This is a genomic window from Cryptosporangium aurantiacum (genome assembly GCF_900143005.1).
Lineage (GTDB): Bacteria > Actinomycetota > Actinomycetes > Mycobacteriales > Cryptosporangiaceae > Cryptosporangium > Cryptosporangium aurantiacum.
Genome location: NZ_FRCS01000007.1, coordinates 137,058 through 160,795 on the forward strand (window position 1 = coordinate 137,058; position 23,738 = coordinate 160,795).

The 23,738-nt window shown below is 72.8% G+C and carries 24 protein-coding genes; 14 read left to right on the top strand and 10 right to left on the bottom strand.

Annotated elements, in window-relative coordinates; translation table 11 throughout:
- Positions 1–4: 4 nt before the first annotated feature.
- Positions 5–1,162 carry an MFS transporter gene (locus BUB75_RS23495; protein ID WP_073259950.1) on the bottom strand — a complete coding sequence of 386 codons (1,158 nt, stop codon included), beginning with the start codon at positions 1,160–1,162 and terminating at the stop codon, positions 5–7.
- Positions 1,163–1,242: 80 nt separating this feature from the next.
- On the opposite strand from BUB75_RS23495, the gene BUB75_RS23500 reads away from it, so the two are divergent.
- From BUB75_RS23500 to BUB75_RS23510, 3 genes are all read left to right on the top strand, one after another.
- The gene (locus BUB75_RS23500) at positions 1,243–1,818 is read left to right on the top strand and encodes a TetR family transcriptional regulator C-terminal domain-containing protein (RefSeq protein WP_073259951.1); all 576 of its coding nucleotides are present in this window, start codon (positions 1,243–1,245) and stop codon (positions 1,816–1,818) included.
- Between the two features lie 374 nt (positions 1,819–2,192).
- The gene (locus BUB75_RS23505) at positions 2,193–3,338 is read left to right on the top strand and encodes a right-handed parallel beta-helix repeat-containing protein (RefSeq protein WP_178379959.1); all 1,146 of its coding nucleotides are present in this window, start codon (positions 2,193–2,195) and stop codon (positions 3,336–3,338) included.
- An 82-nt stretch (positions 3,339–3,420) separates the two neighbouring features.
- Positions 3,421–4,881 (top strand): AMP-binding protein, encoded by a 1,461-nt coding sequence (locus BUB75_RS23510; protein ID WP_073259953.1) that lies wholly within the window; start codon positions 3,421–3,423, stop codon positions 4,879–4,881.
- On the opposite strand, the gene BUB75_RS23515 is transcribed toward BUB75_RS23510, so the two are convergent.
- Positions 4,844–5,461, bottom strand: a complete 618-nt coding sequence (locus BUB75_RS23515) for a PQ-loop domain-containing transporter (protein ID WP_073259954.1) — start codon at positions 5,459–5,461, stop codon at positions 4,844–4,846. The two genes, BUB75_RS23510 and BUB75_RS23515, sit on opposite strands and share 38 nt — an antisense overlap.
- Before the next feature lie 82 nt (positions 5,462–5,543).
- On the opposite strand from BUB75_RS23515, the gene BUB75_RS23520 reads away from it, so the two are divergent.
- Positions 5,544–5,999 (top strand): Lrp/AsnC family transcriptional regulator, encoded by a 456-nt coding sequence (locus tag BUB75_RS23520; protein WP_073259955.1) that lies wholly within the window; start codon positions 5,544–5,546, stop codon positions 5,997–5,999.
- Between the two features lie 43 nt (positions 6,000–6,042).
- Here BUB75_RS23520 and argG read toward each other — a convergent pair whose 3' ends face one another.
- The 3 genes from argG to BUB75_RS23535 are packed head-to-tail and all read right to left on the bottom strand — an operon-like array spanning position 6,043 to position 8,834.
- Positions 6,043–7,515, bottom strand: coding sequence for an argininosuccinate synthase (gene argG, locus BUB75_RS23525; protein ID WP_073259956.1), 1,473 nt, complete (start codon positions 7,513–7,515; stop codon positions 6,043–6,045).
- A 60-nt stretch (positions 7,516–7,575) separates the two neighbouring features.
- Positions 7,576–8,004: a pyridoxamine 5'-phosphate oxidase family protein gene (locus tag BUB75_RS23530; protein ID WP_073260246.1), complete on the bottom strand. Its 429-nt coding sequence runs from the start codon at positions 8,002–8,004 to the stop codon at positions 7,576–7,578.
- The gene (locus BUB75_RS23535) at positions 8,001–8,834 is read right to left on the bottom strand and encodes an NmrA family NAD(P)-binding protein (RefSeq protein WP_073259957.1); all 834 of its coding nucleotides are present in this window, start codon (positions 8,832–8,834) and stop codon (positions 8,001–8,003) included. Before BUB75_RS23535 ends, BUB75_RS23530 begins: the two co-directional genes overlap by 4 nt.
- 81 nt (positions 8,835–8,915) lie before the next feature.
- Between BUB75_RS23535 and BUB75_RS23540 the strand changes: the two genes are divergently transcribed.
- On the top strand, positions 8,916–9,857 hold the full coding sequence (locus BUB75_RS23540) for an AraC family transcriptional regulator (protein ID WP_073259958.1): 942 nt from the start codon (positions 8,916–8,918) through the stop codon (positions 9,855–9,857).
- Positions 9,858–9,860: 3 nt separating this feature from the next.
- Here BUB75_RS23540 and BUB75_RS23545 read toward each other — a convergent pair whose 3' ends face one another.
- A complete protein-coding gene (locus BUB75_RS23545) occupies positions 9,861–11,303 on the bottom strand; it encodes a serine hydrolase domain-containing protein (RefSeq protein ID WP_084741626.1) in 1,443 nt (480 codons plus the stop codon).
- A complete protein-coding gene (locus BUB75_RS23550; protein ID WP_073259960.1) occupies positions 11,300–11,815 on the bottom strand; it encodes an ArsR/SmtB family transcription factor in 516 nt (171 codons plus the stop codon). Before BUB75_RS23550 ends, BUB75_RS23545 begins: the two co-directional genes overlap by 4 nt.
- Positions 11,816–11,867: 52 nt before the next feature.
- Here BUB75_RS23550 and BUB75_RS23555 point away from each other — a divergent pair, with 52 nt between their 5' ends.
- Positions 11,868–12,893, top strand: coding sequence for a uroporphyrinogen decarboxylase family protein (locus BUB75_RS23555; protein WP_073259961.1), 1,026 nt, complete (start codon positions 11,868–11,870; stop codon positions 12,891–12,893).
- Here BUB75_RS23555 and BUB75_RS23560 read toward each other — a convergent pair.
- A complete protein-coding gene (locus BUB75_RS23560; RefSeq protein ID WP_073259962.1) occupies positions 12,883–13,470 on the bottom strand; it encodes a TetR/AcrR family transcriptional regulator in 588 nt (195 codons plus the stop codon). The two genes, BUB75_RS23555 and BUB75_RS23560, sit on opposite strands and share 11 nt — an antisense overlap.
- A 58-nt stretch (positions 13,471–13,528) precedes the next feature.
- Here BUB75_RS23560 and BUB75_RS23565 point away from each other — a divergent pair, with 58 nt between their 5' ends.
- Positions 13,529–14,455: a DMT family transporter gene (locus BUB75_RS23565; protein WP_073259963.1), complete on the top strand. Its 927-nt coding sequence runs from the start codon at positions 13,529–13,531 to the stop codon at positions 14,453–14,455.
- 23 nt (positions 14,456–14,478) lie between these two features.
- On the opposite strand, the gene BUB75_RS23570 is transcribed toward BUB75_RS23565, so the two are convergent.
- A complete protein-coding gene (locus BUB75_RS23570) occupies positions 14,479–15,384 on the bottom strand; it encodes a PaaX family transcriptional regulator (RefSeq protein ID WP_178379960.1) in 906 nt (301 codons plus the stop codon).
- Between the two features lie 108 nt (positions 15,385–15,492).
- Between BUB75_RS23570 and BUB75_RS23575 the strand changes: the two genes are divergently transcribed.
- Genes BUB75_RS23575 through BUB75_RS23605 form a run of 7 tightly spaced genes read left to right on the top strand, consistent with a single transcriptional unit; the run spans position 15,493 to position 22,782 of the window.
- Positions 15,493–16,407, top strand: coding sequence for a transporter substrate-binding domain-containing protein (locus BUB75_RS23575; protein WP_073259964.1), 915 nt, complete (start codon positions 15,493–15,495; stop codon positions 16,405–16,407).
- A gap of 5 nt (positions 16,408–16,412) precedes the next feature.
- Positions 16,413–17,282 carry an amino acid ABC transporter permease gene (locus tag BUB75_RS23580; RefSeq protein ID WP_218617724.1) on the top strand — a complete coding sequence of 290 codons (870 nt, stop codon included), beginning with the start codon at positions 16,413–16,415 and terminating at the stop codon, positions 17,280–17,282.
- A complete protein-coding gene (locus BUB75_RS23585; RefSeq protein ID WP_073259965.1) occupies positions 17,279–18,052 on the top strand; it encodes an amino acid ABC transporter ATP-binding protein in 774 nt (257 codons plus the stop codon). The genes BUB75_RS23580 and BUB75_RS23585 overlap by 4 nt, the downstream gene beginning before the upstream one ends.
- Entirely contained in the window at positions 18,049–19,164 is a 1,116-nt protein-coding gene (locus BUB75_RS23590) for a CapA family protein (protein ID WP_073259966.1), read from the top strand. Before BUB75_RS23585 ends, BUB75_RS23590 begins: the two co-directional genes overlap by 4 nt.
- Positions 19,161–20,396 (top strand): CaiB/BaiF CoA transferase family protein, encoded by a 1,236-nt coding sequence (locus tag BUB75_RS23595; protein ID WP_073259967.1) that lies wholly within the window; start codon positions 19,161–19,163, stop codon positions 20,394–20,396. Before BUB75_RS23590 ends, BUB75_RS23595 begins: the two co-directional genes overlap by 4 nt.
- A complete protein-coding gene (locus BUB75_RS23600) occupies positions 20,393–21,559 on the top strand; it encodes a 2-hydroxyacyl-CoA dehydratase family protein (RefSeq protein ID WP_073259968.1) in 1,167 nt (388 codons plus the stop codon). The genes BUB75_RS23595 and BUB75_RS23600 overlap by 4 nt, the downstream gene beginning before the upstream one ends.
- A complete protein-coding gene (locus BUB75_RS23605) occupies positions 21,556–22,782 on the top strand; it encodes a 2-hydroxyacyl-CoA dehydratase family protein (RefSeq protein WP_073259969.1) in 1,227 nt (408 codons plus the stop codon). Before BUB75_RS23600 ends, BUB75_RS23605 begins: the two co-directional genes overlap by 4 nt.
- Here BUB75_RS23605 and BUB75_RS23610 read toward each other — a convergent pair.
- Positions 22,779–23,711 carry a PaaX family transcriptional regulator gene (locus BUB75_RS23610; protein WP_073259970.1) on the bottom strand — a complete coding sequence of 311 codons (933 nt, stop codon included), beginning with the start codon at positions 23,709–23,711 and terminating at the stop codon, positions 22,779–22,781. The two genes, BUB75_RS23605 and BUB75_RS23610, sit on opposite strands and share 4 nt — an antisense overlap.
- Positions 23,712–23,738: the final 27 nt, after the last annotated feature.

Consider the following 23,738-nt stretch of genomic DNA (forward strand, 5'->3'; position numbering starts at 1 on the left):
GACCCTACGTTGCCGGTTCACGTTCCGGCTCGGAGATCGGGTCCGTCTCCCGGGCCGGGCCGGCCGCGAGTGCGACCAGAGTGGCCAGCAGCGACGCGAGTGCGGCGACGAGGTAGGTGGTGGTGCCGTTCTGCGCGGACGTCGCCAGCACCAGACCGAGGCTGGTCAGCGCCGCGAGCCCGACCGCGGCGCCGAGTTCCTGGACGGTGGTGACCAGCCCGGACGCCGCACCCTTGAGGCGGTCGTCGACGCCGGTGGCCAGCGCGAACATCGGGGCGTAGCCGAGGCCGCTGCCCAGCGCGACCAGCGCGAGGCCGGGCAGCACGCCGACCAGGTAGCCGCGCTCGGCGAACGCGGTCAGCAGCGCGACCCCGGCGGTCGTCGCGATCCCGGCGCCGACCAGCAGCGGCCGCGCCCCGACCGTCGCCACCGCCGCTCCGGCCTTCGGGCTGACCAGCAGGACGATCGCGGTGATCGGGGCGAACGCCAAGCCGGTCTGCATCGCGCTGAAGCCCAGTTCGTTCTGCAGTACCAGCGAGGTCACGTAGAGGGCGGTGGTGACCGTGGCGACGTTCAGCGCGAGCACCGTGTTGCCGACGACGACGCCGCGTTGCCGCAATAAGCCCGGCTCCAGCAGCGGCCGTCGGCTGCGGGACTCCGCGACGACCAGCGCGACCGCGAGCACGACGAGGACGACGACCACGGCGGTGAGGCCGCTGCTCCACCCGCCGTTCGCCGCGGCGAGGACCAGGCTGCCGCCGCCGACGACGGTGACCAGCAGCAGCGCGTTCGGCAGGGCGGGGCGACCGGCCCCGGAGCCGGGCAGGGCGGGCAGGGCCCTCCGCAGCCCCAGCAGCGCCACCACCCCCACCGGAACGTTGATCAGGAAGATCGACCGCCACCCGGCCAGGTCGGTGAGCACGCCGCCGAGCAACTGTCCGGCGATCGCGCCGGCCGAGGCGACCGACGCCCAGAGGCCCAGCGCCCGGCCTCGGCTCTTCTCGTCGTCGAAGACGCGGAGCAGCGCGCTGAGCGCGTTCGGTGACACCAGCGCGGCGCCGATGCCCTGCAGTGCCCGGGCGGCGAACAGCTGCCACGGCGCGGTGGTCACCCCGCACAGCAGCGACGCGACGACGAACAGTGCGAGCCCGGCGAGGATCACCGGGTTTCCGTATCACCATTCGGAAACTCCGCCGGGCGGCAGGGACCGGCAAGGTTTCCGATCTGTGGTTCGATAATTGGGTGGCCCGGCCCCGCAAGGTCTCCGACGACGAGCTACTCCGCGCCACCGCACGGGCGATCGGCCGGTACGGGCCGCAGTTCACGCTCGCTCAGGTGGCCGCCGAAGCCGGCGTCGCCACCGCCACCGCCGCCGCCCGGATCGGCTCCAAGCGGGAACTGCTGCGCTGGATGGCGTCCACCGCGACCGCGGGGTTGCGCACGGAGGTGGCCGCGGCGGCCGGAGCGGCCGCCGATCCGGTCGACGCCGTCCGCGCGGCCACGGTCAGCGGGATCGAGGGCATCGACGACCCGTCGACCGCGATGAACCACCTGGCGCAGCTCGGGTCGGAGCTGGCGGATCCGGAGCTGCGCACCGAGATCGCCGCGATGTGGAACGCGTACCGGCACGCGCTGGAGGACCTGGTCGCCGCGGCGGCGCTGCCCGGCGCACCGCCGCCCGCCGAGGCCGCGCGGTTGCTGGCCGCGCTCGTGCACGGGACGCAGGTGCTCTGGGCGGTCGAGCCACGCGGGGAGCTGCGCGACGAGCTGACGACGCACGTCGACACGGTGCTGCGGGCCTGGGGGGCACCGCCGTGATGGCCCGGCACCGCCGTCCGTCGGTGTGGCGGCGCACCCGCTGGAGACGGGTGGTGCCGGTGCTGGTCGCGGCGGTGCTGCTGGTCTCGGGTGTGGTGTCCACGGTGGTGGGTGGATCCGACTCGGCCGACGAGGCACCCGTCGCCGCGGCCCGGTCGGGCGGGCCGGCATTGCCCGCACCCGGCGGCGGACGCGCACCGGCGCCCGACGGCACCTCGCCGGGAGCGGCTTGTGCCGTGCCGGCGGGTCCTCCGGCAGGGTCCCCGTCGGCCGCCGCGTCGCCCCAGCCCTCCTCGCGCGTCACGGGGCCGCCCGTGACGGGGCCGCCCGTGACGGGGCCGCCCGTGACGGGGCCGCCCGTGACGGGGCCGCCCGTGACGGGGCTGCCCGAGGCGACGCTGACGGTGGGGGCGGCCGGGCGGTACCGCACGATCCAGGCGGCGGTGGACGCCGCCTCGGCCGGCGACACGATCGAGATCGCCGGCGGCACGTACTCCGAGGTCGTCACGATCCGGACGAGCGGGCGCCCCGGCGCCCCGCTCACGCTCCGCGCCCGGCCCGGCGCCACCGTGATCCTCGACGGCCGCCGCACGCTCCCGTCGCCGTCCGGCTCGGCCCGCGGGCTGATCACGCTCGACGAGCAGGAGCACGTCAGGCTCTCCGGCCTCACGGTCCGGAACTCCCGCCGTCACGGCATCTACGCGGGCTTCGCGAGCCACGTCGTCATCGAGAACAGCGAGGTGTCGTACGCGGCGGACGGCGGGATCCTGGTCGGCGACGGCTCCGACGTCGTGCTCACCTGCAACCGCGTCCACCACAACAACGCGGCCGCCCGCGGCGGAGACATCGAGGCCGCGGCGAACGAGGGCGTCACCCTCTACAACGTCAGCGACTTCGAGATCGCGTACAACCGGGTGTACGCGAACGACGAGGAAGGCATCGACGTCAAGAACGGCACCCGCGGCGGGTCGATCCACCACAACGACGTCTACCGCAACAACGGGCCGAACATCTACGTCGACGGTGCGAGCGACGTCCGGATCCACGCGAACCGGATCTTCGATGCCCGCGGGCCGACGAAGGCCGGGATCGGCCTGGCGGTCGAGTCCGGCGGAACCGCTCGCAACGTCGACATCTACAACAACGTCATCCACGGCAACCCGGGCGGCGGCGTCGACTTCTGGATCGGCAGCTACGCCGACGTGCGGGTTTTCTACAACACGATCTACCGCAACGGGCGCGCCGCGATCCGCGCGCTCGGTGGTGGGGTCAGCGACTCCGTCGCCCGGGACAACATCGCGTACGGCAATCCGCTGCCTCGCGTCCCCGGGTTCGTTCTGGAGCGGAACCTGACGACCGACCCGAGGTTCGTCGACCTGGCCCGCGGGGACGTCCGGCTGCGGCCGGGATCGGCCGCGATCGACGCGGGGTCGCGGAGAACCGCGCCCGCGACCGATTTCACCGGCGCCGCCCGTCCGGCCGGATCCGCTCCCGACCTCGGGGCTTACGAATACCGCTAGCCTACCGTTGTCCTTCCGGTATGAATTACCGGAAGGATCTTCGCTGAGGTCGACGGGGTAGTTGATGAACACAGAGCAGCGGATGGACACGGTGGTCGGTTTCGCCCGTCGGATCCGGCAGTTCGCCGACGCCTGCTCCGGTGACGTCGTGGTGCGCCACGTCGCCACGGACGGTGGTGAGGCGACGTTCACCTGGTCCGAGCTGGACTCTCGGGCGAGCAGGCTCGCGGGTGCACTCGCGGCGCGCGGGCTGGGCCACGGCGACCTGCTCGGGCTCGGGTTCCGGAACTCGCCGCAGTTCACGCTGGCGGCACTCGCGGCCTGGAAGCTCGGTGCCACGCCGGTGCCGATGCGGTGGGACCTGCCGGACTGGGAGCTGACCCGGGTCCGCGAGACGATCGGCGCGCCGGTGCACCTCGGCCCGGACGACGTCGGCTGGGTGGACGCGACCGCTGCGCTGCCGGTGCCCGACCTGTCGGACGACGTCGTGTCGCCGCGTGTGAACGGCATCTGCAGCAGCGGGTCCACCGGGACGCCGAAGGTGATCCTGGGCCGCCGTCCGGCCACGTGGGAACCCACGTCGGGCGTGCCGTTCATCGCGATGTGGAACCCGGTGCCGCTGCCGCAGACGATCCTGGTGCTCGCGCCGATGTACCACGCGAACGGCTTCTCCACGCTGTTCAGCCTGCTCAGCGGCGATCGTCTGGTGGTGATGGAGAAGTTCGACGCCGCCCGGGTCGTCGACGTGATCGAGCGGCACCGGATCTCGACGTTCACCGCGACCCCGACGATGCTCCAGCGGATCGCCGACCTGCCGGACGTCGACAAGCGGGACCTGTCGTCGCTGCAGTGGATCCTGCAGGGCGCCGCGCCGATGCCGCCGTCGCTGGTGCATCGCTGGGGCGAGCTGATCGGCTACGAGCGGATCGTGATGGCGTACGGCATGACCGAGGGGCTCGGCCTCACGACGCTGCGCGGCGACGAGTGGCTGGCGCACCAGGGCAGCGTCGGACGCGGGTTCCGCGGCACCGAGCTGCGGATCCTCGACGACGATGGGCACGAGGTGCCGCTCGGCGAGATCGGCGAGATCTACCTGCGCTCGCCCGCGGCCGGCGGGTACGAGTACCTCGGGAACGCGCCGCGGCTGCGGGAGACCGCCGACGGGTTCCAGACCGCGGGTGACGCCGGGTACCTGGACGCCGACGGGTACCTGTACCTGGTCGACCGGCGCGCGGACCTGATCGTGACCGGCGGCGCGAACGTGTTCCCGGCGGAGGTGGAGGTCGCGCTCGTCGACCACCCGAAGATCGCCGACGTCGTCGTGATCGGCCTGCGCGACCCGGAGTGGGGCCGCCGGGTGCACGCGGTCGTCGAACCGGCGGACCCGGACGACCCGCCGAGCGCGGCCGAGGTGATCGCGTACGCGAAGAGCCGGCTGGCCCCGTACAAGGTGCCGAAGACCGTCGAACTGGTGGACGCGATGCCGCGCAGCGCGGCGACGAAGATCAACCGCCGCGCGCTGGTCGAGTCCCGAGGCGGCTGAACCCGCGCCCCGCGTGCGCGACTCGGGCGAGGATGAGCGTGCTCGCAGTGACGCCGGTCGCGCCGAGGATGACCAGCCGTGGGTCGGATCGGTGCAGGCCGAACGCGAGCCAGCACGAGAGCTCGGCGAACAGCAGCACCCACGTTCCGGCCGCGATGCCGGTCGGGCGCGCGGTGCGGTACGCCGCCCGGAGCGGTGGTGCCAATTGGACGATTGCCGCCGCGGTGAGCAGCCCGCCGAGCCCGGCCCGCCCGGCGACGACGTAGGCGGCGCCGAGCGTCGCGGCCCAGGCGCCGACGAGAGTCGCCGTCCGCACGGACCCGCAGCCGCGCCGGGCGAGCATCACCGCGACGACGCCCGCCAGTAACGCCGCCGCGGACGACGGCACCATCGCCGACCAGTAGCCGGACAGCGTGAAGTAGGCGAACCAGGCGGTGTTGTGCAGGCTGGTCAGCGCCGCCCAGGCCCAGGACACCCCGGCGGTGTCGCCGGTGCGGTGGAGGCGCCGGATCTGCGGAACGTACTGCGGGGTCGCGAGAACCGCAGCGACGAGCGGCAGCGCGTCCAGTACGAAGTCCATGCTGGACAGGGTAGAAACGACGCCGCGCGAAATGGTTGCGTATTTCTGCTGGTCAAGGCCGTTCACGGCTAGATTCGCAGGGGTGGACGCCATCGACCGCAGCATTGTTGCCGTGCTCGAGACCGAGGGGCGGCTCAGCGTCACCGAACTAGCTCGCCGGGTGCGGCTGACCGTTGCGCCGTGCCACCGCCGATTACGTGAACTCGAACGCGCGGGGGTGATCCGGGGCTACCGGGCCGTCGTCGACCCGGTAGCGCTCGGCTGCGGGTTCGAGGTGCTGACGTCGATCACGATGGACCGCGAGGACGCCGCGACGATCACCGCGTTCGAGCAAGGCCTGGCCGACCTGCCGGAGGTCCGCCACGCCGAGCGCCTCTTCGGCGACCCGGACTACCTGGTCCGGGTGGCGACCGCGGATCTCCCCGCGTACCAGCGGTTGCGCGACGAGCGACTCGCCACCCTGCCCGGCGTCCGGAGGCTCACGTCCACCATCGTCATGCGCCGCGTCGTGGACCAACGCCCCTACCCCAACACGTAGTTCAAAACTACGGACCTGGAGCCCGCCCTGGGCGGGCCGTGCACTAGTCGGTGCCGGAGTCCAGGGCGGCGTGGTCCAACAGGACGTCGTCGCCGGGGAAGTCCTGGCGTGACGTCTTCTTGCCGCCGGCCGCGATCGCCTGCGCGCCGCCCTCCGACATCGCACCGATCAGCCCGGTCGAGGCGGCCTGCGCCGCGCCGGTGAGCACCGGCTGCGACGGTGCCGCGCCGACGATGCCGAGCCCCACGTACTGCTCGAGCCGCGCCCGCGAGTCGGCGATGTCGAGGTTGCGCATGGTCAGCTGGCCGATCCGGTCGACCGGGCCGAACGCCGAGTCCTCGGTGCGCTCCATCGAGAGCTTGTCCGGGTGGTAGCTGAACGCCGGGCCGGTCGTGTCGAGGATCGTGTAGTCCTCACCGCGGCGCAGCCGCAGCGTCACCTCGCCGGTGATCGCGGACCCCACCCACCGCTGGAGCGACTCACGCAGCATCAGCGCCTGCGGGTCGAGCCAGCGGCCCTCGTACATCAGCCGGCCGAGGCGGCGTCCCTCGGTGTGGTAGCTCGCCAGCGTGTCCTCGTTGTGGATCGCGTTGACCAGCCGCTCGTACGCCGCGTGCAGCAGCGCCATGCCCGGAGCCTCGTAGATGCCCCGGCTCTTCGCCTCGATGATGCGGTTCTCGATCTGGTCGGACATGCCGAGGCCGTGGCGTCCGCCGATCGCGTTGGCCTCCAGCACCAGGTCGACGGCGGAGGCGAACTCCTTGCCGTTGATCGTCACCGGCCGGCCCTGCGCGAAGCCGATCGTCACGTCCTCGGCGGCGATCTCCACCGACGGGTCCCAGAACCGCACGCCCATGATCGGATCGACGATCTCGATGCCCTGGTCGAGCTGCTCGAGCGACTTGGCCTCGTGGGTGGCGCCCCAGATGTTCGCGTCGGTCGAGTACGCCTTCTCGACGCTCGACCGGTACGGCAGGTCGCGGGCGAGCAGCCACTGCGACATCTCGGTGCGGCCACCCAGCTCGGTGACGAAGTCGGCGTCCAACCACGGCTTGTAGATCCGCAGCGACGGGTTGGCGAGCAGGCCGTAGCGGTAGAACCGCTCGATGTCGTTGCCCTTGAACGTCGACCCGTCGCCCCAGATCTGGACGCCGTCCTCCAGCATCGCGCGCACCAGCAGCGTGCCGGTGACGGCCCGGCCGAGCGGCGTCGTGTTGAAGTACGCGCGGCCGCCGGACCGGATGTGGAACGCGCCGCACGCCAGCGCCGCGAGACCCTCCTCGACCAACGCCTCCCGGCAGTCGACCAGGCGGGCGATCTCCGCGCCGTAGGTGTTCGCGCGGCCGGGCACCGAGGCGATGTCGGGCTCGTCGTACTGCCCGATATCAGCGGTGTAAGTGCACGGCACGGCACCCTTCTCGCGCATCCACGCGACGGCTACCGACGTATCGAGGCCGCCGGAGAAGGCGATCCCGACACGTTCGCCAACAGGGAGGGAGGTCAGCACCTTGGACACGTAGCAAGTATATGCGCCCCGATGCATGACCATGCAAGTCCGGGGCGCATATCCTGTCGGTCAGTGCGGGTAGCGGCGGACCGATTCCGGGTGGAGGACGACCCGGAGCAGGTCGGCGGCGAGCATCTGGGCGAGATCGTCGGCCCGGGATCGGTCGCCCAGATCCCAGTAGCGAGCGGCGAGGCGGGAACACAGGTCGTGGGCGCCGTCGGCCTCCAGCGTCGCGCGGCCGGTCACCGACACCCAGCGTTCGGCCTCACCCATCGGCGCCGCGACGACGATCGAGGCGCGCGGGTCGAGCCGGAGTCGCCGCACCTTCGCCGAACCCGGCTCGGTGAAGAACTGGACCGTCCCCTCGGCGGTGGCCTCGAACCACACCGGCCGCGGCTGGGGCGGCTGCGGCCCGCCGGCCACGGACAGGAATCCGTGCAGCGGCCGTCCGAGGAACTCGCGGTCCCCGGCGCTCAACAGGCTGGTCGCCGTGCTCATCGCTGCCACGCCCCGGCCGACGCGGCCCGGACGACGTAGTCCTCGAAGCTCCGCGGCGCGCGCCCCAGCACGGTCGCCACGTCGTCGGTCGCCTTGGCCAGCAACCCGCGCTCCATCAGGACGAACATCTCCGCGACGTGGTGGGCGGCGTCCTCGGGCCAGCCCTCCCCGACCAGCGCCGCGGCGTACTCGGCGGGCGAGACCTGCCGGTAGGAGATCGACCGCCCGGATGCCTTCGCGATCAGGTCGACGGCCTCGGCGAACGTCAGCGCCCGCGGCCCGGTCAGCTCGTAGATCTGTCCGGCGTGCCGGCCGGGCTCGGCCAGCACCGTGACCGCCACCTCGGCGATGTCCTCGATGTCGACGAACGGCTCGGGGACCGCACCGGCGGGGAGCACCAACTCGCCGGCGACCAGCGGGGCGTGGAAGAGATCCTCGTCGAAGTTCTGGTCGAAGTTCGAGGACCGCACCACGGTCCACTCCAGCGCCGAGCCGCGCACGGCGTCCTCGGCCGACCGCATGTCCAGCCCGAACGTGGAGTCGCCCCACGAGTCGGCGCCCCGCCCGGAGAGCAGGACCAGACGCTGCACGCCCGCGGCGGCGGCCCGCGTGACGAACTCGTGGACCGGGCCGGGCACCGGCGGCGGCACCACGTAGACGGCGCTGACGCCCTCCAGGACGGAATCCCAGCCCGCGGGGTCGGACCAGTCGAAACGGATGCGGCTGGAGCGGGAGGCCGCGCGCACGTCGGTACCGTGCAGTCGGAGGCGTGCGGCGACCCGCCGGCCGGTCTTGCCGGTGGCGCCGAGGACGAGAACGGTGTGACTCATGCCAGTAATTCAACGTCGCGCGCTCGGACGCACACATAGCTGAAAAGCCGGAGTGCCTTTGTGATCGTCTAGTCTCGGTGCGTGGACGCTTTCGGTGATCTCCTGCGCGGCATGCGGGCACAGGGCTCGTTGTTCGGCAGTTCGACGCTTACCCCGCCCTGGGCGTTGCGGTTCGTGGACGGTGCGCCGCTGACGTTGTGCACCGTCCTCGGCGGGGCGGGCTGGATCGTCCCGGAGCACCGCGCGCCGGAACGGCTCGACGCGGGCGAGACCGTCATCGTGCGCGGCCCCGACCCGTTCACGTTCGTCGACGAGGTCGGCACCCGGGCCGAACCGATCGCGTGCGGCGAACACTGCGCGACGCCCGAGCAGGGCGGAACTCGGCACCGGCTCGGCTGGAACGACGACAGCTGCGCGAAGCCCGGCGAGGGCGCGACGACGCTGATCGTCGGTGCCTACCCGGTCCGCGGTGAGATCAGCCGCAGGCTGCTGGAGACACTGCCGGTCGTGCTGCGTGTGCCCTGCGGCGGTGCGGCCGACGCCGTACTGGACCACCTCGCCGCGGAAGCCGCCGCCGACACCCCGGGCCAGCAGATCGTGCTGGACCGGCTGCTGGACTGGCTGCTGGTCTGCGCCCTGCGGGATTATTTCGACCGGCCCGACGGCGAGCCGCCCGCCTGGTACGCCGCGCAGCGCGATCCCGTGGTCGGCGACGCGCTGCGCCTGCTGCACGCCGAGCCCGCGGCGCCCTGGACGGTCTCCTCGCTGGGCAAGCGGACCGGGGTGTCGCGCTCGACGCTGGCGAAGCGGTTCGCCGAGCTGGTCGGCGAACCACCGCTGACCTACCTCGCCCGCTGGCGCATGACGCTCGCCGCGGACCTGCTGGCCGAGCGCGAGGCGGCGACCGTCGCCGAGGTCGCCCGCGCGGTGGGCTACTCCGACGCGTTCGCGTTCAGTGCGGCGTTCAAGCGGATCCGGGGCGTCAGCCCGAGCGAGTTCCGCCGCCCCGAGCAGAACGTGTAGACCTCACCAGATCGCGACGCCGACCACCAGGCTCAGCGCGGCGGAGGCAGCGAGGCCGCTCCAGCGCATCCACGCCGGGCCGCTCGCCAGCGTCGGTATGTCCCGCCACCGGAACACGATCAGCCCGGCGCCCGCGGCCGCGACCCCCGCGGCCACCGCCCAGAGCGGCGGAGGCACCGCGATCCAGTCTCCGAGCCGGTGCGCGACCAGCAGCACGACGACCGTCGACAGCACCGCGCTCACCGCGCGGAGCCGGTCCACTGCCCGGCCAGTGCGAAACGCGAGCGTCGGCAGCATGATGATCGCGAACAGCAGGAGCGTGGCGGTCACCGCGGCCTGCCACAGGCCGGGCCCGGCCGCCGACGGCTCCGCGTCGCCGTCGCCGAGCAGCCGCCGGCCGATCCAGTCGACGTCCCGGTCGGTGTTGCCGAGCACGACGACGCCGCGTCCGGAGTCCCGATCGAATCCGACGTACGACCGGAAGCCGCGGGTGCCACCGTTGTGCCAGGTGATGCCGTCGTCGGTGAACCAGGCGTACCCGATCCGGGACTCGTCGTCGGCGAACCGCGGCGTCGCGGCGTCGGCGCCGGGCGCCGACCCGTCCAGCAGAGCCGTGACCAGCTTCGCCAGGTCGGCCGCGGTCGAGCGGACGCCGGTCCCGGCCGGCGCGTACCCGACGCCGGACCACGCCTCCACCGGCCGCCCGCTCGCCGTGGAACCCCGCGCGGAATCAGCACCCGTGAGCGTGGTGTCGTTCATACCCAGCGGCCGCAGAACCCGCTCGGTGACCAGCTCCGTGTACGGCGTTCCGGTGCGAGCCGCCAGCGCCTGACCGAGCAGCGCCATACCGAAGTTCGAGTACCGGACGTCGCCGCGTCCGCCGCCGACCGAGGTCTCCGCGGCCTGCCGGAGGATGTCGTCGACGTCCTCGCCGTACGGGTTCGCTCCGCGCAGGGCCGCCCAGGCCGAGCGGAACACCTGCGTGGGCCCGCCGCCGAGCCGCGGCAGACCGGAGCGGTGGCTGGCCAGCTCGGCGAGCGTCACGGCACCGACCGCCGGGTCGTCGAACCGCACCTCGGGCAGCACGTCGCGCAGCGTCTCGTCCGGCCGGACGACGCCGTCGGCGATCAGGTCGGCCAGCAGCATCCCGGTGAACGGTTTCGCCACCGAGCCGATCTCGAAGCGAGGGCCGCCGGCGAGGTCGCCGACGGTCGCGGTCTCGACCCGCGCGCCGTCGACGAACGCGACCGAGAGGCCGCGGTAGCCGGTCTCCTCGCCGTCCACGACGTCGGTGACGCGAGCCGCGAGGTCGGGCTCCCCGGAACGGTCGGCGCCGAGCCGGTGCGGCGACGGCGCGATCAGTAAGGCCAGCGCCGAGGCGAGCACACCGACCGCCGCCAGCACGGCGACGCGGATAGGAACAAGGCGGGTGTCCAGAATGGTCATGTCCGCACTCCCGAGAGGATGACGAGTAGCGGCACCACCCGGTCGCCCGGCACCGCGTACCGGCCCCGGGCCTCCGACTGCAGCCAGCCGGCGCTGACCAGGTGGCGTAGGTGGTGGTAGAGCTGTCCGGTCGTGCCCAGCTCCTCGTCGGCGGCGAGCTCCGCGGTCGTGCGGACACCGCCGAGGATTCGGTGGAGCAGCCGGAGCCGGACCGGGTGACCGAGGGCGGCCAGGCGATCGGCCCACGCCGACCAGTCGGCCCCGAACAGCCCCTCGACCGGCGTTCCGTACTGCCAGTCGTAGTGCTCCCCGGTGGGCAGCCCGACCGTGCCGGTGAAGAGGACGGCGCCCGCGCCCTCGGCGTCCACCCGTTGTTTGAGGCCGTCGAGAGCCCAGAACGTGCCGGCCGGAACGGAAGTCTCGGCCGGAGCAGACGTCAGACGCGCGGTCAGCGCGTCGAGCCGGCGCTCGAGCGTGGCCACACGGTCGGCGAGAGACGCTTCTTCGGTCACTTCTCCATAGTTACGTAATTCCGTATTTCCGTCCAGGGTATAGGTTCCGTGCATGCTGCTCGCGACATCGGTGGTCGGAAGCCTCCCGCAGCCGGAGTGGCTGATCGACCGGTCGAAGCTGGCCGCCCGGATGCCCCCGCGGGTACGGGCGAAGGAGCTCTGGCGGGTGGCTCCCGCCCAGCGCGCCGAGGCGCAGGACGACGCGACGCTGCTCGCGATCCGGGCCCAGGAGGACGCCGGGCTCGACATCGTCACCGACGGCGAGATGCGCCGGGAGAGCTACTCGAACCACTTCGCGACCGCGCTGGACGGCCTGGACCTCGACAACCCCGGCACCACGGTCAACCGCAACGGCGAGCCGTACTCGGTGCCGCGGATCGTCGGTCCGATCCGCCGGACGCGGCCGATCCAGGTCGACGACGTGCGGTTTCTGCGGGCGCACACCGACCGGACGATCAAGATGACCGTGCCCGGCCCGTTCACGATGTCCCAGCAGGCCCAGAACGACCACTACCCGGACGCCGAGTCCGCCGCGATGGACTACGCCGACGCGGTCAACGCCGAGATCAAGGACCTGCACGCGGCCGGTGCGGACGTCGTCCAGATCGACGAACCGTGGCTGCAGGCCCGGCCGGACGTCGCCAGGGCGTACGGGGTCGCCGCACTGAACGCCGCGCTCGACGGCGTCACCGGCACCACCGCGGTGCACCTGTGCTTCGGGTACGCCGCGCTGGTGCACGAGCGCCCGGCCGGTTACTCGTTCCTGCCGGAGCTGGCCGCCTGCACGGCCGACCAGATCTCGATCGAGACCGCCCAGTCGAACCTCGACCTGGGCGTGCTGGCCGACCTCGCGGACAAGACGATCGTCCTCGGCGTGATCGACCTGTCGACGCCCGAGGTGGAGAGCGCGGAGACGGTGGCCGCGCGGACCCGGCGGGCCTTCGACCGGGTACCGCCCGAGCGGATCGTCCTCGCGACCGACTGCGGCATGAAGTACCTGCCGCGGGCGTCCGCCGCGGGCAAGATGCGCGCGATGGCGAACGCTGCCGCGCTGCTGCGCGCCGAGCTCAACCCGTGAGCATGCGCTCGGCGAGCCGTCGCAGGGCCCCGGTGACCTGAGCGGGGGACTGGTTTCGCTCGAACCGCTGGTACCGGTAGAGCTCGGGCGCCAGCGGGGCCAGCAGGGCGTCGACCGTCGCGTCCTCGAACGGCACCCCGGCGTCGACGAGCAGCGCGTGCACGTGCGTCCGCCAGAACCCGTACGCGCCGATCGCGAACCGCGCGCTCCCGGTCTCCGCGCCGAGCGCGAGCGGCAGGTGATGCTCCAGCAGGTCCACCATCGCCGCGTAGAACGCCGCCAGCCGATCCGCGGCCGGCGCGCCCGGTCCGAGCGGCGGCGGCCCGGAGATGAGCCGCTCCTGCAGGGCATGTTCGTGCTCGTCGAGCAGCGCGACGGCGATCGCGGCGGGATCCGGGTAGCGGCGGTACAGCGTGGCCCGTCCGACGCCGGCCGCGCGGGCGACGTCCTCCATCGTGACGGTGACCGGGTCGCGTTCGGTGAACAGCCGTTCGGCGGCACGCAACACCCGCTCCCGGTTGCGCGCCGCGTCGGCCCGCTCGCGCGGCCCCCGGCTCTTCTCGGTCGGTGGGGTCATCGACCGCGAGTGTAAGCCGCCGGGGAATAAGTGGACATGCTGTCCACTTATCCCGGCCATGGAACTCTCACTTCTGCTCGTCGCGGTCGTCGTCGGCTGCCTGCTGGCCGTGCAGACGTCGGCCAACCTGCAACTGACAACGGCTTTGGGGACGCCGTACGGCGCATCAACCGTCCAACTCGGCCTCGCCCTCGCGCTCCTGGTGGTCGCAGCGCTCGCGGTCGGCGCGACCGGGGCCGTCGGCGACCTCGGCTCGGTGCCCGCCTGGCACCTGCTCGGGGGCCTGGCCAGCCCGCTTTACATCACCAGCGGCATCCTGCTCTTCCCGCGGCTCGGAGCGCTGGTCTCGGTCGGCCTCTTCGTCGCCGGACAGATGTTCGCGTCGCTCGGCCTGGACCTGGCCGGGGCGCTCGGCGTTCCGCAGCGCCCGTGGAGCGTCGGCATCGTCGTCGGCGCGGCGCTCGTGCTCGCCGGCATCGTCCTGGTGATCCGTGCGCAGCGTGCGGCGGCGCCCGGCAGCCGGGCGGCGGCGCGGGCCGGCTGGATCCTGCTCGGCCTGGTCGCGGGCGCGGTCCTGCCGGTCCAGGGCGCGGTCAATGCCCGGCTGCGGGCCGACGTCGACGAGCCGCTCGCGGTCGCCGCGCTCAGCTTCGCGGTCGCGACGGCCACGATCGGCGTGGTGCTGGCGCTGCTGCTCGTGCTGCGGCGGACCCCGGTGCCGAGCACGACCCGGCTGCCCACGATGCCCTGGTGGGGGTGGCTCGGCGGGATCTGCGCCGCCGTCTACGTGACCGCGACGTTCCTGCTCATCCCGGAAATCGGCGCCGCGACGACGGTCGCGCTGACCGTGACCGGGCAGCAGCTCGCCTCCGCGGTGATCGACCAGCGCGGTCTGTTCCGCCTGCCCCGCCGCCCTCTCGACGCTCGGCGCGTGGCCGGCCTTCTGCTCCTCCTCACCGGCTCGATCGCCATCCAGCTCGGCTGAGCCCGGCCGGGCTCGGTGCCCGGCTACCAGCTCGCGGACGTGTGGTGGCGGGCCAGGGGCGCCAGGTCGGCGTCGTGTTGAGCGACGACCTGGCGCACCCGGTACTCGGCGAGCGGTCCTAGCGTGTCGTAGAGCTCGGTGAACAGCGCGTGGGCACGCGCCCGGGGCCAGTCCGGCGGCAGCAGCGCGTCGGGAAGGCCCGGGTCCAGCGCCGGGATCCGCCGCCACGCGTCCATCAACCGGACCCGCCCGACCAGCGCCTCGGCCGCGCCGACCGCACCCGCTCGGGCGCGGTCGCGCAGCGGGTGGAACTGCTGCAACAGCGCGGCGTACGCGGAGGATGCGCCCGCCGACGGCCACGCGTCGGCGGGCGGCTCGTCGAGCATCTCGACCCGGAACACCGAGACCGCGTCCAGTGCGTACCGGGCGAGGACGGCTTCGACCGCGGCCACCGGCGTGCGCGGCGCGATCCAGACCCCGTCCACCACCGCGGCGAACCCCAGCCAGCGCAGCGCGGTCCGCACCTGCGCGCGAACCGACCGTCGTTCCTCGGACACCCGGAACGCCACCAGCGTCCACCGCCCGTCCCAGGTGTCGTCCGGCCGTCCGAATGCGACCAGGCGTGCGGCGGCCTCCCGCAGCTCGCCGACCGCGGACGGGGTCAGCCGCAGCCGGCTGCGCCGGCCGGCCCGGACGCTCCGGAGCGTGCCCCGGTCGGTGAGCCGCCCTGCTGCCCGCCGGGTGTTCGCGGCCGACGTCCCGAGCGCCGTCATCAGGTCCACGACCGCTCCGAGCGGCACCTCCGCGTCCTCGTGCAGCCAGAAGTCGCCGAACAGCGTCACGAGGAGGTGCTGCGGTCCCGCCCCCGCTCGCGGCAGCAGTCCCGACGGTGTTTCGTCTCGCGAGGCGGTCGGCGAAGAAACTGTCACACGAGGACTGTACGGCGCGCCGTGTTTGGGCCACACTCAGCTCCACAACATGTGACAGTCCAAATTACGGACGTCATAAGATCGTCTCAATGACGAAGGGGTCAGGAGATGTGGACGTTAGCGAGGCCCGTCCTGGCCGCAGCGCTGGGAGCCGTTATTTTGGCGCTCTCGGCCTGCGGTGGCACCACCGCTCCGGAGAAGAAGCCCACACCGTCGGTCGACGCGAAAGCGCTGTTCCGGCAGGAGCTGCACGACCGGCTCCCACAATCGGTGAAGGACGCCGGTGAGATCGTCTTCGCCGGTGACCCCCACCCGCCCTACCGGGTCGTCGCCAAGGACGGCACGGTCACCGGCTTCGACCCCGACCTCCAGGCCGCGCTCGGGGCGGTGCTCGGCGTCAAGACCCGGATCGAGGTGATCGCCGGCCTGCCCGCCGCGCTCACCGGCATGAAGGCGAAGCGCTTCGACGCGTTCAACGGCCCGGTGAAGGACACCGCGAAGCGCGAGGTCGACTTCGACAACGTCGTCTACATGACCTCGCGGACCGCCTACCTGTTCAAGGCCGACGCCAAGGTCAAGGCTGCGGGCGACCTCTGCGGCGCCACGGTCGCGTACGTCTCCGGCAGCATCGTCGAGGGTCAGCTCGAAGCGCTCTCGTCCTGGTGCGGCAAGCAGGGCAAACCCGCGGTGAAGGGCCAGCCGCTCGCCGACACCAACGCGACGATCCTGTCCGTCCGATCCGGACGCGCCGACGCGCTCGGCGCGACTCAGGCCGGCGTGCTCGACATCGTCAACGCGGGCGACAAGGGCGCGTTCCGGTACGTGCTGCAGGAGGACGCCCAGGGTGCGGGCGTCGACCAGCTGGCGCTGCTCGCGCCGAAGGCCGGCGGGCTGGGCCCGGTCATTTTCGAGGCGTTCAAGGTCCTGTTCGAGACCGGCACCTACGACGAGCTGATGAAGCGCTACGGGCTGACCGACGTCGCGGTCGACGCACCGGCGATGAATGTGGCGGGTAAGGCGTGACGACGGTGACCCCCACCGTGTCGACGACCGCGCCACCGGACACCGCCGACTACGCCGCCCGCGCCCGCACCCGGCTCCGCTGGACGCACTGGCTGATCGGCGCGGTCCTGTTCCTGGTGGCCGTGCAGCTCGTTCGGTTCCTGGTGTTCAACAAGGCGTTCGAGTGGGACGTCGTCGGGCAGTACCTGTTCGAACCGGCCGTGCTCCGCGGCCTGGGCACGACGCTGCTGCTCGCGGTCGCAGCGATGGTCGTCGGGCTGCTGCTCGGCACCACGATCGCGGCCTGCCGCCTGAGCGCCTTCGCGCCGCTGCGCTGGGCCGGCACCGCGTACGTGACCGTGTTCCGCTCGATCCCGCCGCTGGTCCAGCTGATCTTCTGGTTCAACCTCGGCTACCTGCTACCCCGGATCTCGCTCGGCGTCCCGTTCGGGCCGGAGTTCGTCAGCTGGTCGAGCAACGACCTGATCACGCCGGTCACCGCCGCGGTGCTCGGCCTCGGGCTCAACGAGGCCGCGTACCTCGCCGAGATCGTCCGCGCCGGGCTGATCGGTGTCGACGCCGGGCAGCGCGACGCGGCCCGGTCGCTCGGTTACACCGGCTGGCAGACGTTCTCCCGGGTCGTGCTGCCGCAAGCGATGCGGACGATCATCCCGCCGACCGGCAGCCAGTTCATCACGGTCCTCAAAGGAACGTCGCTGGTCAGCGTCATCGCGATGGCTGACCTCCTGTACTCGGTGCAGACGATCTACGGCCAGACGTACCAGGTCGTGCCGCTGCTGGTCGTCGCCTGCGCCTGGTACCTGCTCGTGGTCTCGGTGTTCAGCCTGGGCCAGCAACGGCTGGAGAAGCACTTCGCACGGGGGGAGAAACGATGACGGTCCTTCGGCTGCGGGGCGTCCGTAAGGCCTACGGCACGCACACCGCGCTCGACGGCGTCGACCTGGACGTGCAGGCCGGTGAGGTCGTCGCGGTGATCGGCCCGTCCGGATCCGGGAAGTCGACGCTGGTGCGGTGCGTGCACCAGCTGGAGACGATCGACGACGGTGCGATGTACCTCGACGGCGAGCTGCTCGGCCGACGCCGGGTCGGTGGGCACCTGCGGGCGCTGCCGGAGAAGGCCGTCGCCGCGCAGCGTCGTCGCATGGGCATGGTGTTCCAGCAGTTCAACCTGTTCCCGCACCGCACCGTGCTGCAGAACATCACCGACCCGCCGCGGCTCGTCCACGGCCGGTCCCGCGCGGACGCCGTCGAGCGGGCGAACGAGCTGCTGACCAAGATGGGCCTGGAGGACAAGGCGTCCGCCTACCCCCGGCAGCTGTCCGGCGGGCAGCAGCAGCGGGTCGCGATCGCCCGCGCGATGGCCACCCGCCCGCGGATCCTGCTGTTCGACGAACCGACCAGCGCACTCGACCCGGAGCTGGTCGACGAGGTGCTGAAGGTGGTGCGCGACCTGGCCGCGGCCGGCATGACGATGGTGCTGGTCACCCACGAGATGGCGTTCGCCAGGGACGTCGCCGACCGGGTCGTGTTCATGGAGGCCGGCCGGATCGTCGAGACCGGCCCACCGGCGGAGCTGTTCGAGGCCCCGAAGACACCCCGGCTCCGGGAGTTCCTGCGCCGCTACGCGGTAGGAGCCGCCGAATGATCACGCTGCTCGCCGTCGGCGACCTGATCCTCGACGAGCCGGACCCGGACCGTTTCTTCGACGGCACCCGGAACGTGCTGACCGGCGCCGACGTCGCGATCGGTCACGTCGAGGTCCCGCACAGCACCTCGACCGCGCAGCTGAGCACCGACGTCCCGGCGCCGCCGGCCGACCCGGCGCACGTCGCGGCGCTCTCCCGGGCCGGGTTCGACGTCGTGACGCTGGCCGGGAACCACGTGTTCGACGTCGGGGAGCAGGGCGTCCTGGACACCGTGCGGCACTGCCGCGACGCCGGGCTGGTGGTTACCGGCGCGGGCCCCGACCTGGCGTCCGCGCGGACCCCCGCGGTGCTGACGACGGCCGGGCCGCGGGTCGCGGTGCTCAGCTACAACTGCGTCGGGCCGCGGGAGTCGTGGGCGACCAGCCGGAAAGCCGGCTGCGCGTACGTCCGGGTGCTCACCCACTACGAGCTCGACCACGCCAGCCCGGGCGGCCCACCGGAGACGTTCACGTTCGCGGACCCGGCGAGCCTCGACGCGATGACCGCCGACGTCGCCGCGGCACGGGCGCACGCGGACGTCGTCGTCGTGGCGTTTCACAAGGGGGTCGGGCACACGCCCGCGCTGATCGCGATGTACGAGCGGCCGGTCGCGCACGCCGCGATCGACGCGGGTGCCGACGTGGTGATCGCGCACCACGCGCACATCCTGCGCGGGGTCGAGGTGTACCGCGGACGGCCGATCTACCACGGTCTCGGCAACTTCGTCACGGTCACCCGGGCGCTGAACCCGTCCGGTGGCGACAGCGCCGAACGCGCCGCCTGGGCCCGGAAGCGGGTCGAGCTGTACGGGTTCGCGCCGGACCCGGCGATGCCCGCGTACCCGTTCCACCCGGAGAGCCGCAACACCGTGATCGCGTCCTGCCGGTTCGGCGACGACGGCGCGCTGCTCTCCGCCGGGCTGATCCCGTGCTGGATCGACGAGACCGGAGCGCCGCAGCCGACCGACGACCCGCGGGTCGCCGGTTACGTCGAGGACATCACCAGGCGCGCCGGCTTCGACACCACGTTCGACTGGGAGGAGGGGCAGATCGTGCTGCCCGCGACCCGATGACCGTGCGCACGGACGGCCCGCTGACCGGCGTCACCGTCGTGGACCTGACCACCGCACTGGCCGGGCCCTACGCGACGCTGCTGCTCGCGGGCCTGGGGGCCCGGGTGATCAAGGTGGAGAAGCCGGGCGGTGGGGAGACCGCGCGGGACAACGCGCCGTACGTCGGCCGGGACGGCCTGAAGACCCAGCGCACCGACCCGGCCGACATGTCGGTCTCGATGCTGCTGCGCGGCCGGAACAAGGAGGCGGTGACGCTCGACCTGAAGCAGCCCGCCGGTGTTCAGGTGCTGCACGACCTGGTGCGGCGGGCGGACGTCCTGGTCGAGAACTACAGCACGGGCGTCACCCACCGGCTCGGCATCGACGCGGCGGCGCTGCTGGCGGTCAACCCGCGGCTGGTCTACACGTCGATCACCGGGTTCGGCACCGACAACCCCGGCAAGGCGATGGATTCGGTGATCCAGGCGCTCTCCGGCGCGATGCTCACCTCCGGTGAGCCGGGGTCCGACCCGGTCCGGTTCGGTCTGCCGATCGGTGACCTGCTCGCGCCCATGTACGCGGTGATCGGGACGCTGTCCGCGTTGCGAGAGGTCGAGCGCACCGGACAGGGACAGCACGTGGACGTGTCGATGCTCGGCGCGCTGACGTCGCTGGTGGCCTGCGAGCCGTTCGACGCCTACGAGCGCCTCGGCTGGGAGCAGCGGACCGGCAACCAGGTGCCGCGGCTCGCCCCGTTCGGCATCTTCGCGACGGCCGACGGGCACGTGAGCATCTCCGCGCCGACCGACGCGTTCGCGCACCGCGTGTTGACCGCGATCGATCGGCCCGACCTGGTGGCGGATCCGCGCTTCGCCACCAGGGACGCGCGGGTCGGACGGGCCGACGAGTTGCACGCGCTGATCGGGGAGTGGACGCGGGGGCGCACCACGGCTTCGGCGGTGGCCGCGCTGACCGCGGCCGGCGCCCCGTGCGCGCCGGTGCGGAGCCCGGCCGAGGCGGTGGCCGATCCGCTGGTGCGGGCCCGGAACGAGGTGGTCCCGCTGCGGCATCCGGAGTTCGGTGCGGCCGCGGAGCTGTCCGGCACCGGCCTGCCGATCGTGTTCTCCCGGTCGCAGGCGGGGTTCGACCGGCCGCCGCCGCGGCTCGGCGAGCACAACCGCGCGGTGTTCGGGGAGTTGCTGGGGTACTCCGACGCGGACCTGGAGACGCTGCGCGACAAGGGCGTGCTGTGAGCACTGCGCCGGTGGTCGGGGTGGTCGGTGGTGACGTCCCGGTCGAGCTGATCACCGCGGCCGGTGCGGTGCCGGTGCGGCTGTCCGGGTCGCCGGACGTGGACCGTGAGCTGGGTGACCGGTACCTCGGCACCGGGGTCGACCCGGAGGCGCGGGCGTTGCTCGCGGGGCTGTTGGCGGGTGCGTGGCCGGGGCTGGACGCGCTGGTCGTCGGGCGGGATTGTGAGGCGTCGTCGCGGTTGTTCTACGCGCTCCGGGAGTTACACCGCACGGGGGCCGCGCCCGGCCTCCCGCCGGTGCTCCTCGCCGACGTGCTGCACCTGCCGCACCGCAGCACGACCCGCTACGTCGCCCACCGCCTCGGTGAGCTGCGCACCCGCCTGGCCGACGTCCTCGGTACGGCCCGGCCCGGCCCCGCCGACGCGGCGCCCGCCGACACGGCGCCGGCGGACGGCGTGCTGGCGGACGCCGCGCTGGCCGAGGCGGTGCGGGCGCACGACCTGCTGCGGGCACGGCTCGCGACGCTCGTTCGTCGGCGCCGGGCAATGCCGATGCGCTCCGGGCCGCCCGAGCTGTCCGGTGTGGACGCGCTCGCGCTCTACGCCGCCACGGAGACCATGCCGGTCGCCGACGGCATCGCCCTGCTCGACCGCACGCTCGTCGGACCGCCGGACGCCGCCGCGGTGCCGCGCGCGGTCGGTGCGCTGGAAAGTCGCGGGCAGGCGGACGGCGCGCGGCGTCGCGTCCCTCTGCGTCGCGTCCCTCTGCGTCGCGTCCATCTGACCGGGAGCAGCCACGATGGACCGTCGGTCTACCTGGCGTTGGAGAACGCGGGCTACGTGGTCGTCTCCGACGACCACGACCGCGGTGACCTGCTCGCGCGCGGCCAGGTGGGCGACCCGGCGAACCTCGCCGAGTTCTACCAGTCCGCGCGGCCGACCGCGGCCCGGTCCGCGCCGCGGGTCCGGGCGGCGCTGCTCGACGCCGACCTCACCGAGAGCGTGCCGGACCTGGTCGTGGCGTACATCCGGGAGCACGACGACGCGCCGAGCTGGGACCTGGCCGCCCAGCGAGCGGTGTGCGCGCGGCGCGGTGTTCCGCTGGTCGTCGTCGACCGGCAGCAGTACGGCCAGATAGACCTCGAACGCTTGGAGCAGGTGTGACCGAACGGCTCCCCTCGGCACTGGCCGCCACGCAGTACCAGCGGCGGTGGTTCGCCGAGCTGCGTGCTTCCGGCGTGCCGATCGCGCTGGTGAACGCCGACGCCCCGCAGGAGATCTTCCGCGCGATGGAGATCCCGTACGTGGTGAGCCAGTGGTGGGCGTCGATCGTCGCGGCGAAACAGCGGACCGCCGACCACCTCGCGCTGCTGGCCGCGCGCGGCTACCCCGACCACACCGAGCAGTACAGCTCGCTGTCGTTCGCCAGCTCGTTCGGAGTCGACGATCCGCCGTGGGGCGGGCTGCCGACACCGTCCGTACTCCTCGGCGAGGCGACCGGCGACGTCACCCGGAAGATCTTCGAAGCCTGGCACGAGGAGACCGGCGTCCCGTACTACGCGCTGGAGTCCGCCGCGCACGACCCGGTGCCCGAGCGCTGGTGGGAGCTCATGCCGCACGACTGGGAACACACGATCGGCACCCCGCGCCTCGACCTGATGCAGGAGGAGCTGGTCGGGCTGATCCGGTTCCTCGAGATGCACACCGGCCGGCGGTTCTCCGAAACCCGGTTCCGGCGGGTGATGGACCTGGCGAACGAACAGGCCGAGTGGAACCGCCGCACGAGGGACCTGATCGCTTCCGCCCGCCCCTGCCCGGTAGCGGTCACCGACATCGTGCCGAGCGTCATGGTTCCGCAGTGGCACCGCGGCACCGAGTGGGCCCGCGACGCCGCCCGGACGCTCTACGAGGAGGTGGCGCAGCGGGTCGGCGCGGGGCGCGGGGCCGGCGCCGAACGCGCGCGGCTGATGTGGATCGGCCGCGGGCTCTGGTTCGACCTGGGCTTCTACCGCCGGTTCGAGGAGCGGTACGGAGCGGTGTTCGTCTGGTCGATGTACCTGGCGATCGCGGCGGACGGGTACGCCCGGTACGGCCCCGACCCACTGCGGGCGCTGGCGGCGCGGTTCGCGGCGTTCACCGACCAGCTCTACACGCCGCCCTGGTCGGTGGAGTGGTACGTCCACCAGGCCCGCACGCACGGCGTCGACGGGGTCGTGCACCTGGTGTCCGAGGACGGCCGCGGCAGCTGGTTCACCACGTCCGCGCTGCGCGCGGCCGGCATCCCGGTGCTGGAGCTGCGCGCCGACAACGTCGACAGCCGCGGTTACGACCCGGACGCCGCCGAGCGAACCGTCGGCGCCTGGCTCACCGAGCAGGTGACCGGCTAGACCCAGGCGGCGACCGTGTGGTGGCCGACCGAGGCGGCCAGCTCCGGCTCGTGCTGGGCGACGATTTGCCGGAACCGCAGCGCGGCCAGCTCACCCAGCCCGTCGTAGAGATCGGTAAACAGCGCGTGCGCTGCGGGCCGGGGCCAGTCGCCCGGCAGCAGCTCGGCCGGAAGGTCCGGATCCAGGCCGGGGAAGACCCGCCAGGACTCCAGCAGCCTGGTCCGCGCGGTCAACGCCGACGCCGGGGTCACCGAGCCGGTGCGGATGTCCTCGCGCAGCGCGGCGTGGTCGGCCAGGAAATCCTGGTACGCCGTCTGGATGCCGGTCAGGTCCCAGGCGGTGAGCGGCGAGCAGCCGACCGCGGTCTCCACCACCCGGAACGCGCTGAGGTTGTCGACGCCGACCGCCTGGAACACCTCGCGCAGCGCGTCGAGCCCGGCGTGCGGCGAGATCCAGAGCCCGTCGAACAGCGGCGCGAACCCGAGCCACCGCAGGTAACTGCGCAGCTGGTGGCGGAGCCGCCGCTGTTCCTCCGGGACGCTGAACGCGGCGAGCGTCCAGCGGCCGTCCCAGGGGCGGGCGGCAGGTCCGAAGCCGAGCACGGTGCCTGCCTTGTGCCGGATGTCCTGCGCCCCAGTGGCCGAGAGCCGGTAGTACGCGTGTCTGCCGACCCGCGCGGCGTCCAGGACGCCGCGTTTCACCAGGCGGTTCGCGGTGGCGCGGGCACTGGTCTCGCTGATCCCGAATTCGGCGACGAGGTCGATGAGGACGCCGAGCGGCAGGGCGGCGTCCGCGTCGAGCCAGTGTTCGCCGAGCAGGCTGGTCAGCAGCCGCTGCGGAGAGCCGCCGGCCTGGTGGCGGGGGAGGACCGACCCCTCCATCGCCCGCCGCAGGACGAGCACCTCGGCGGGTGACGGTTCGGCAGGCATGCCGCGAGCCTAGCTCGGAGCGCCCCC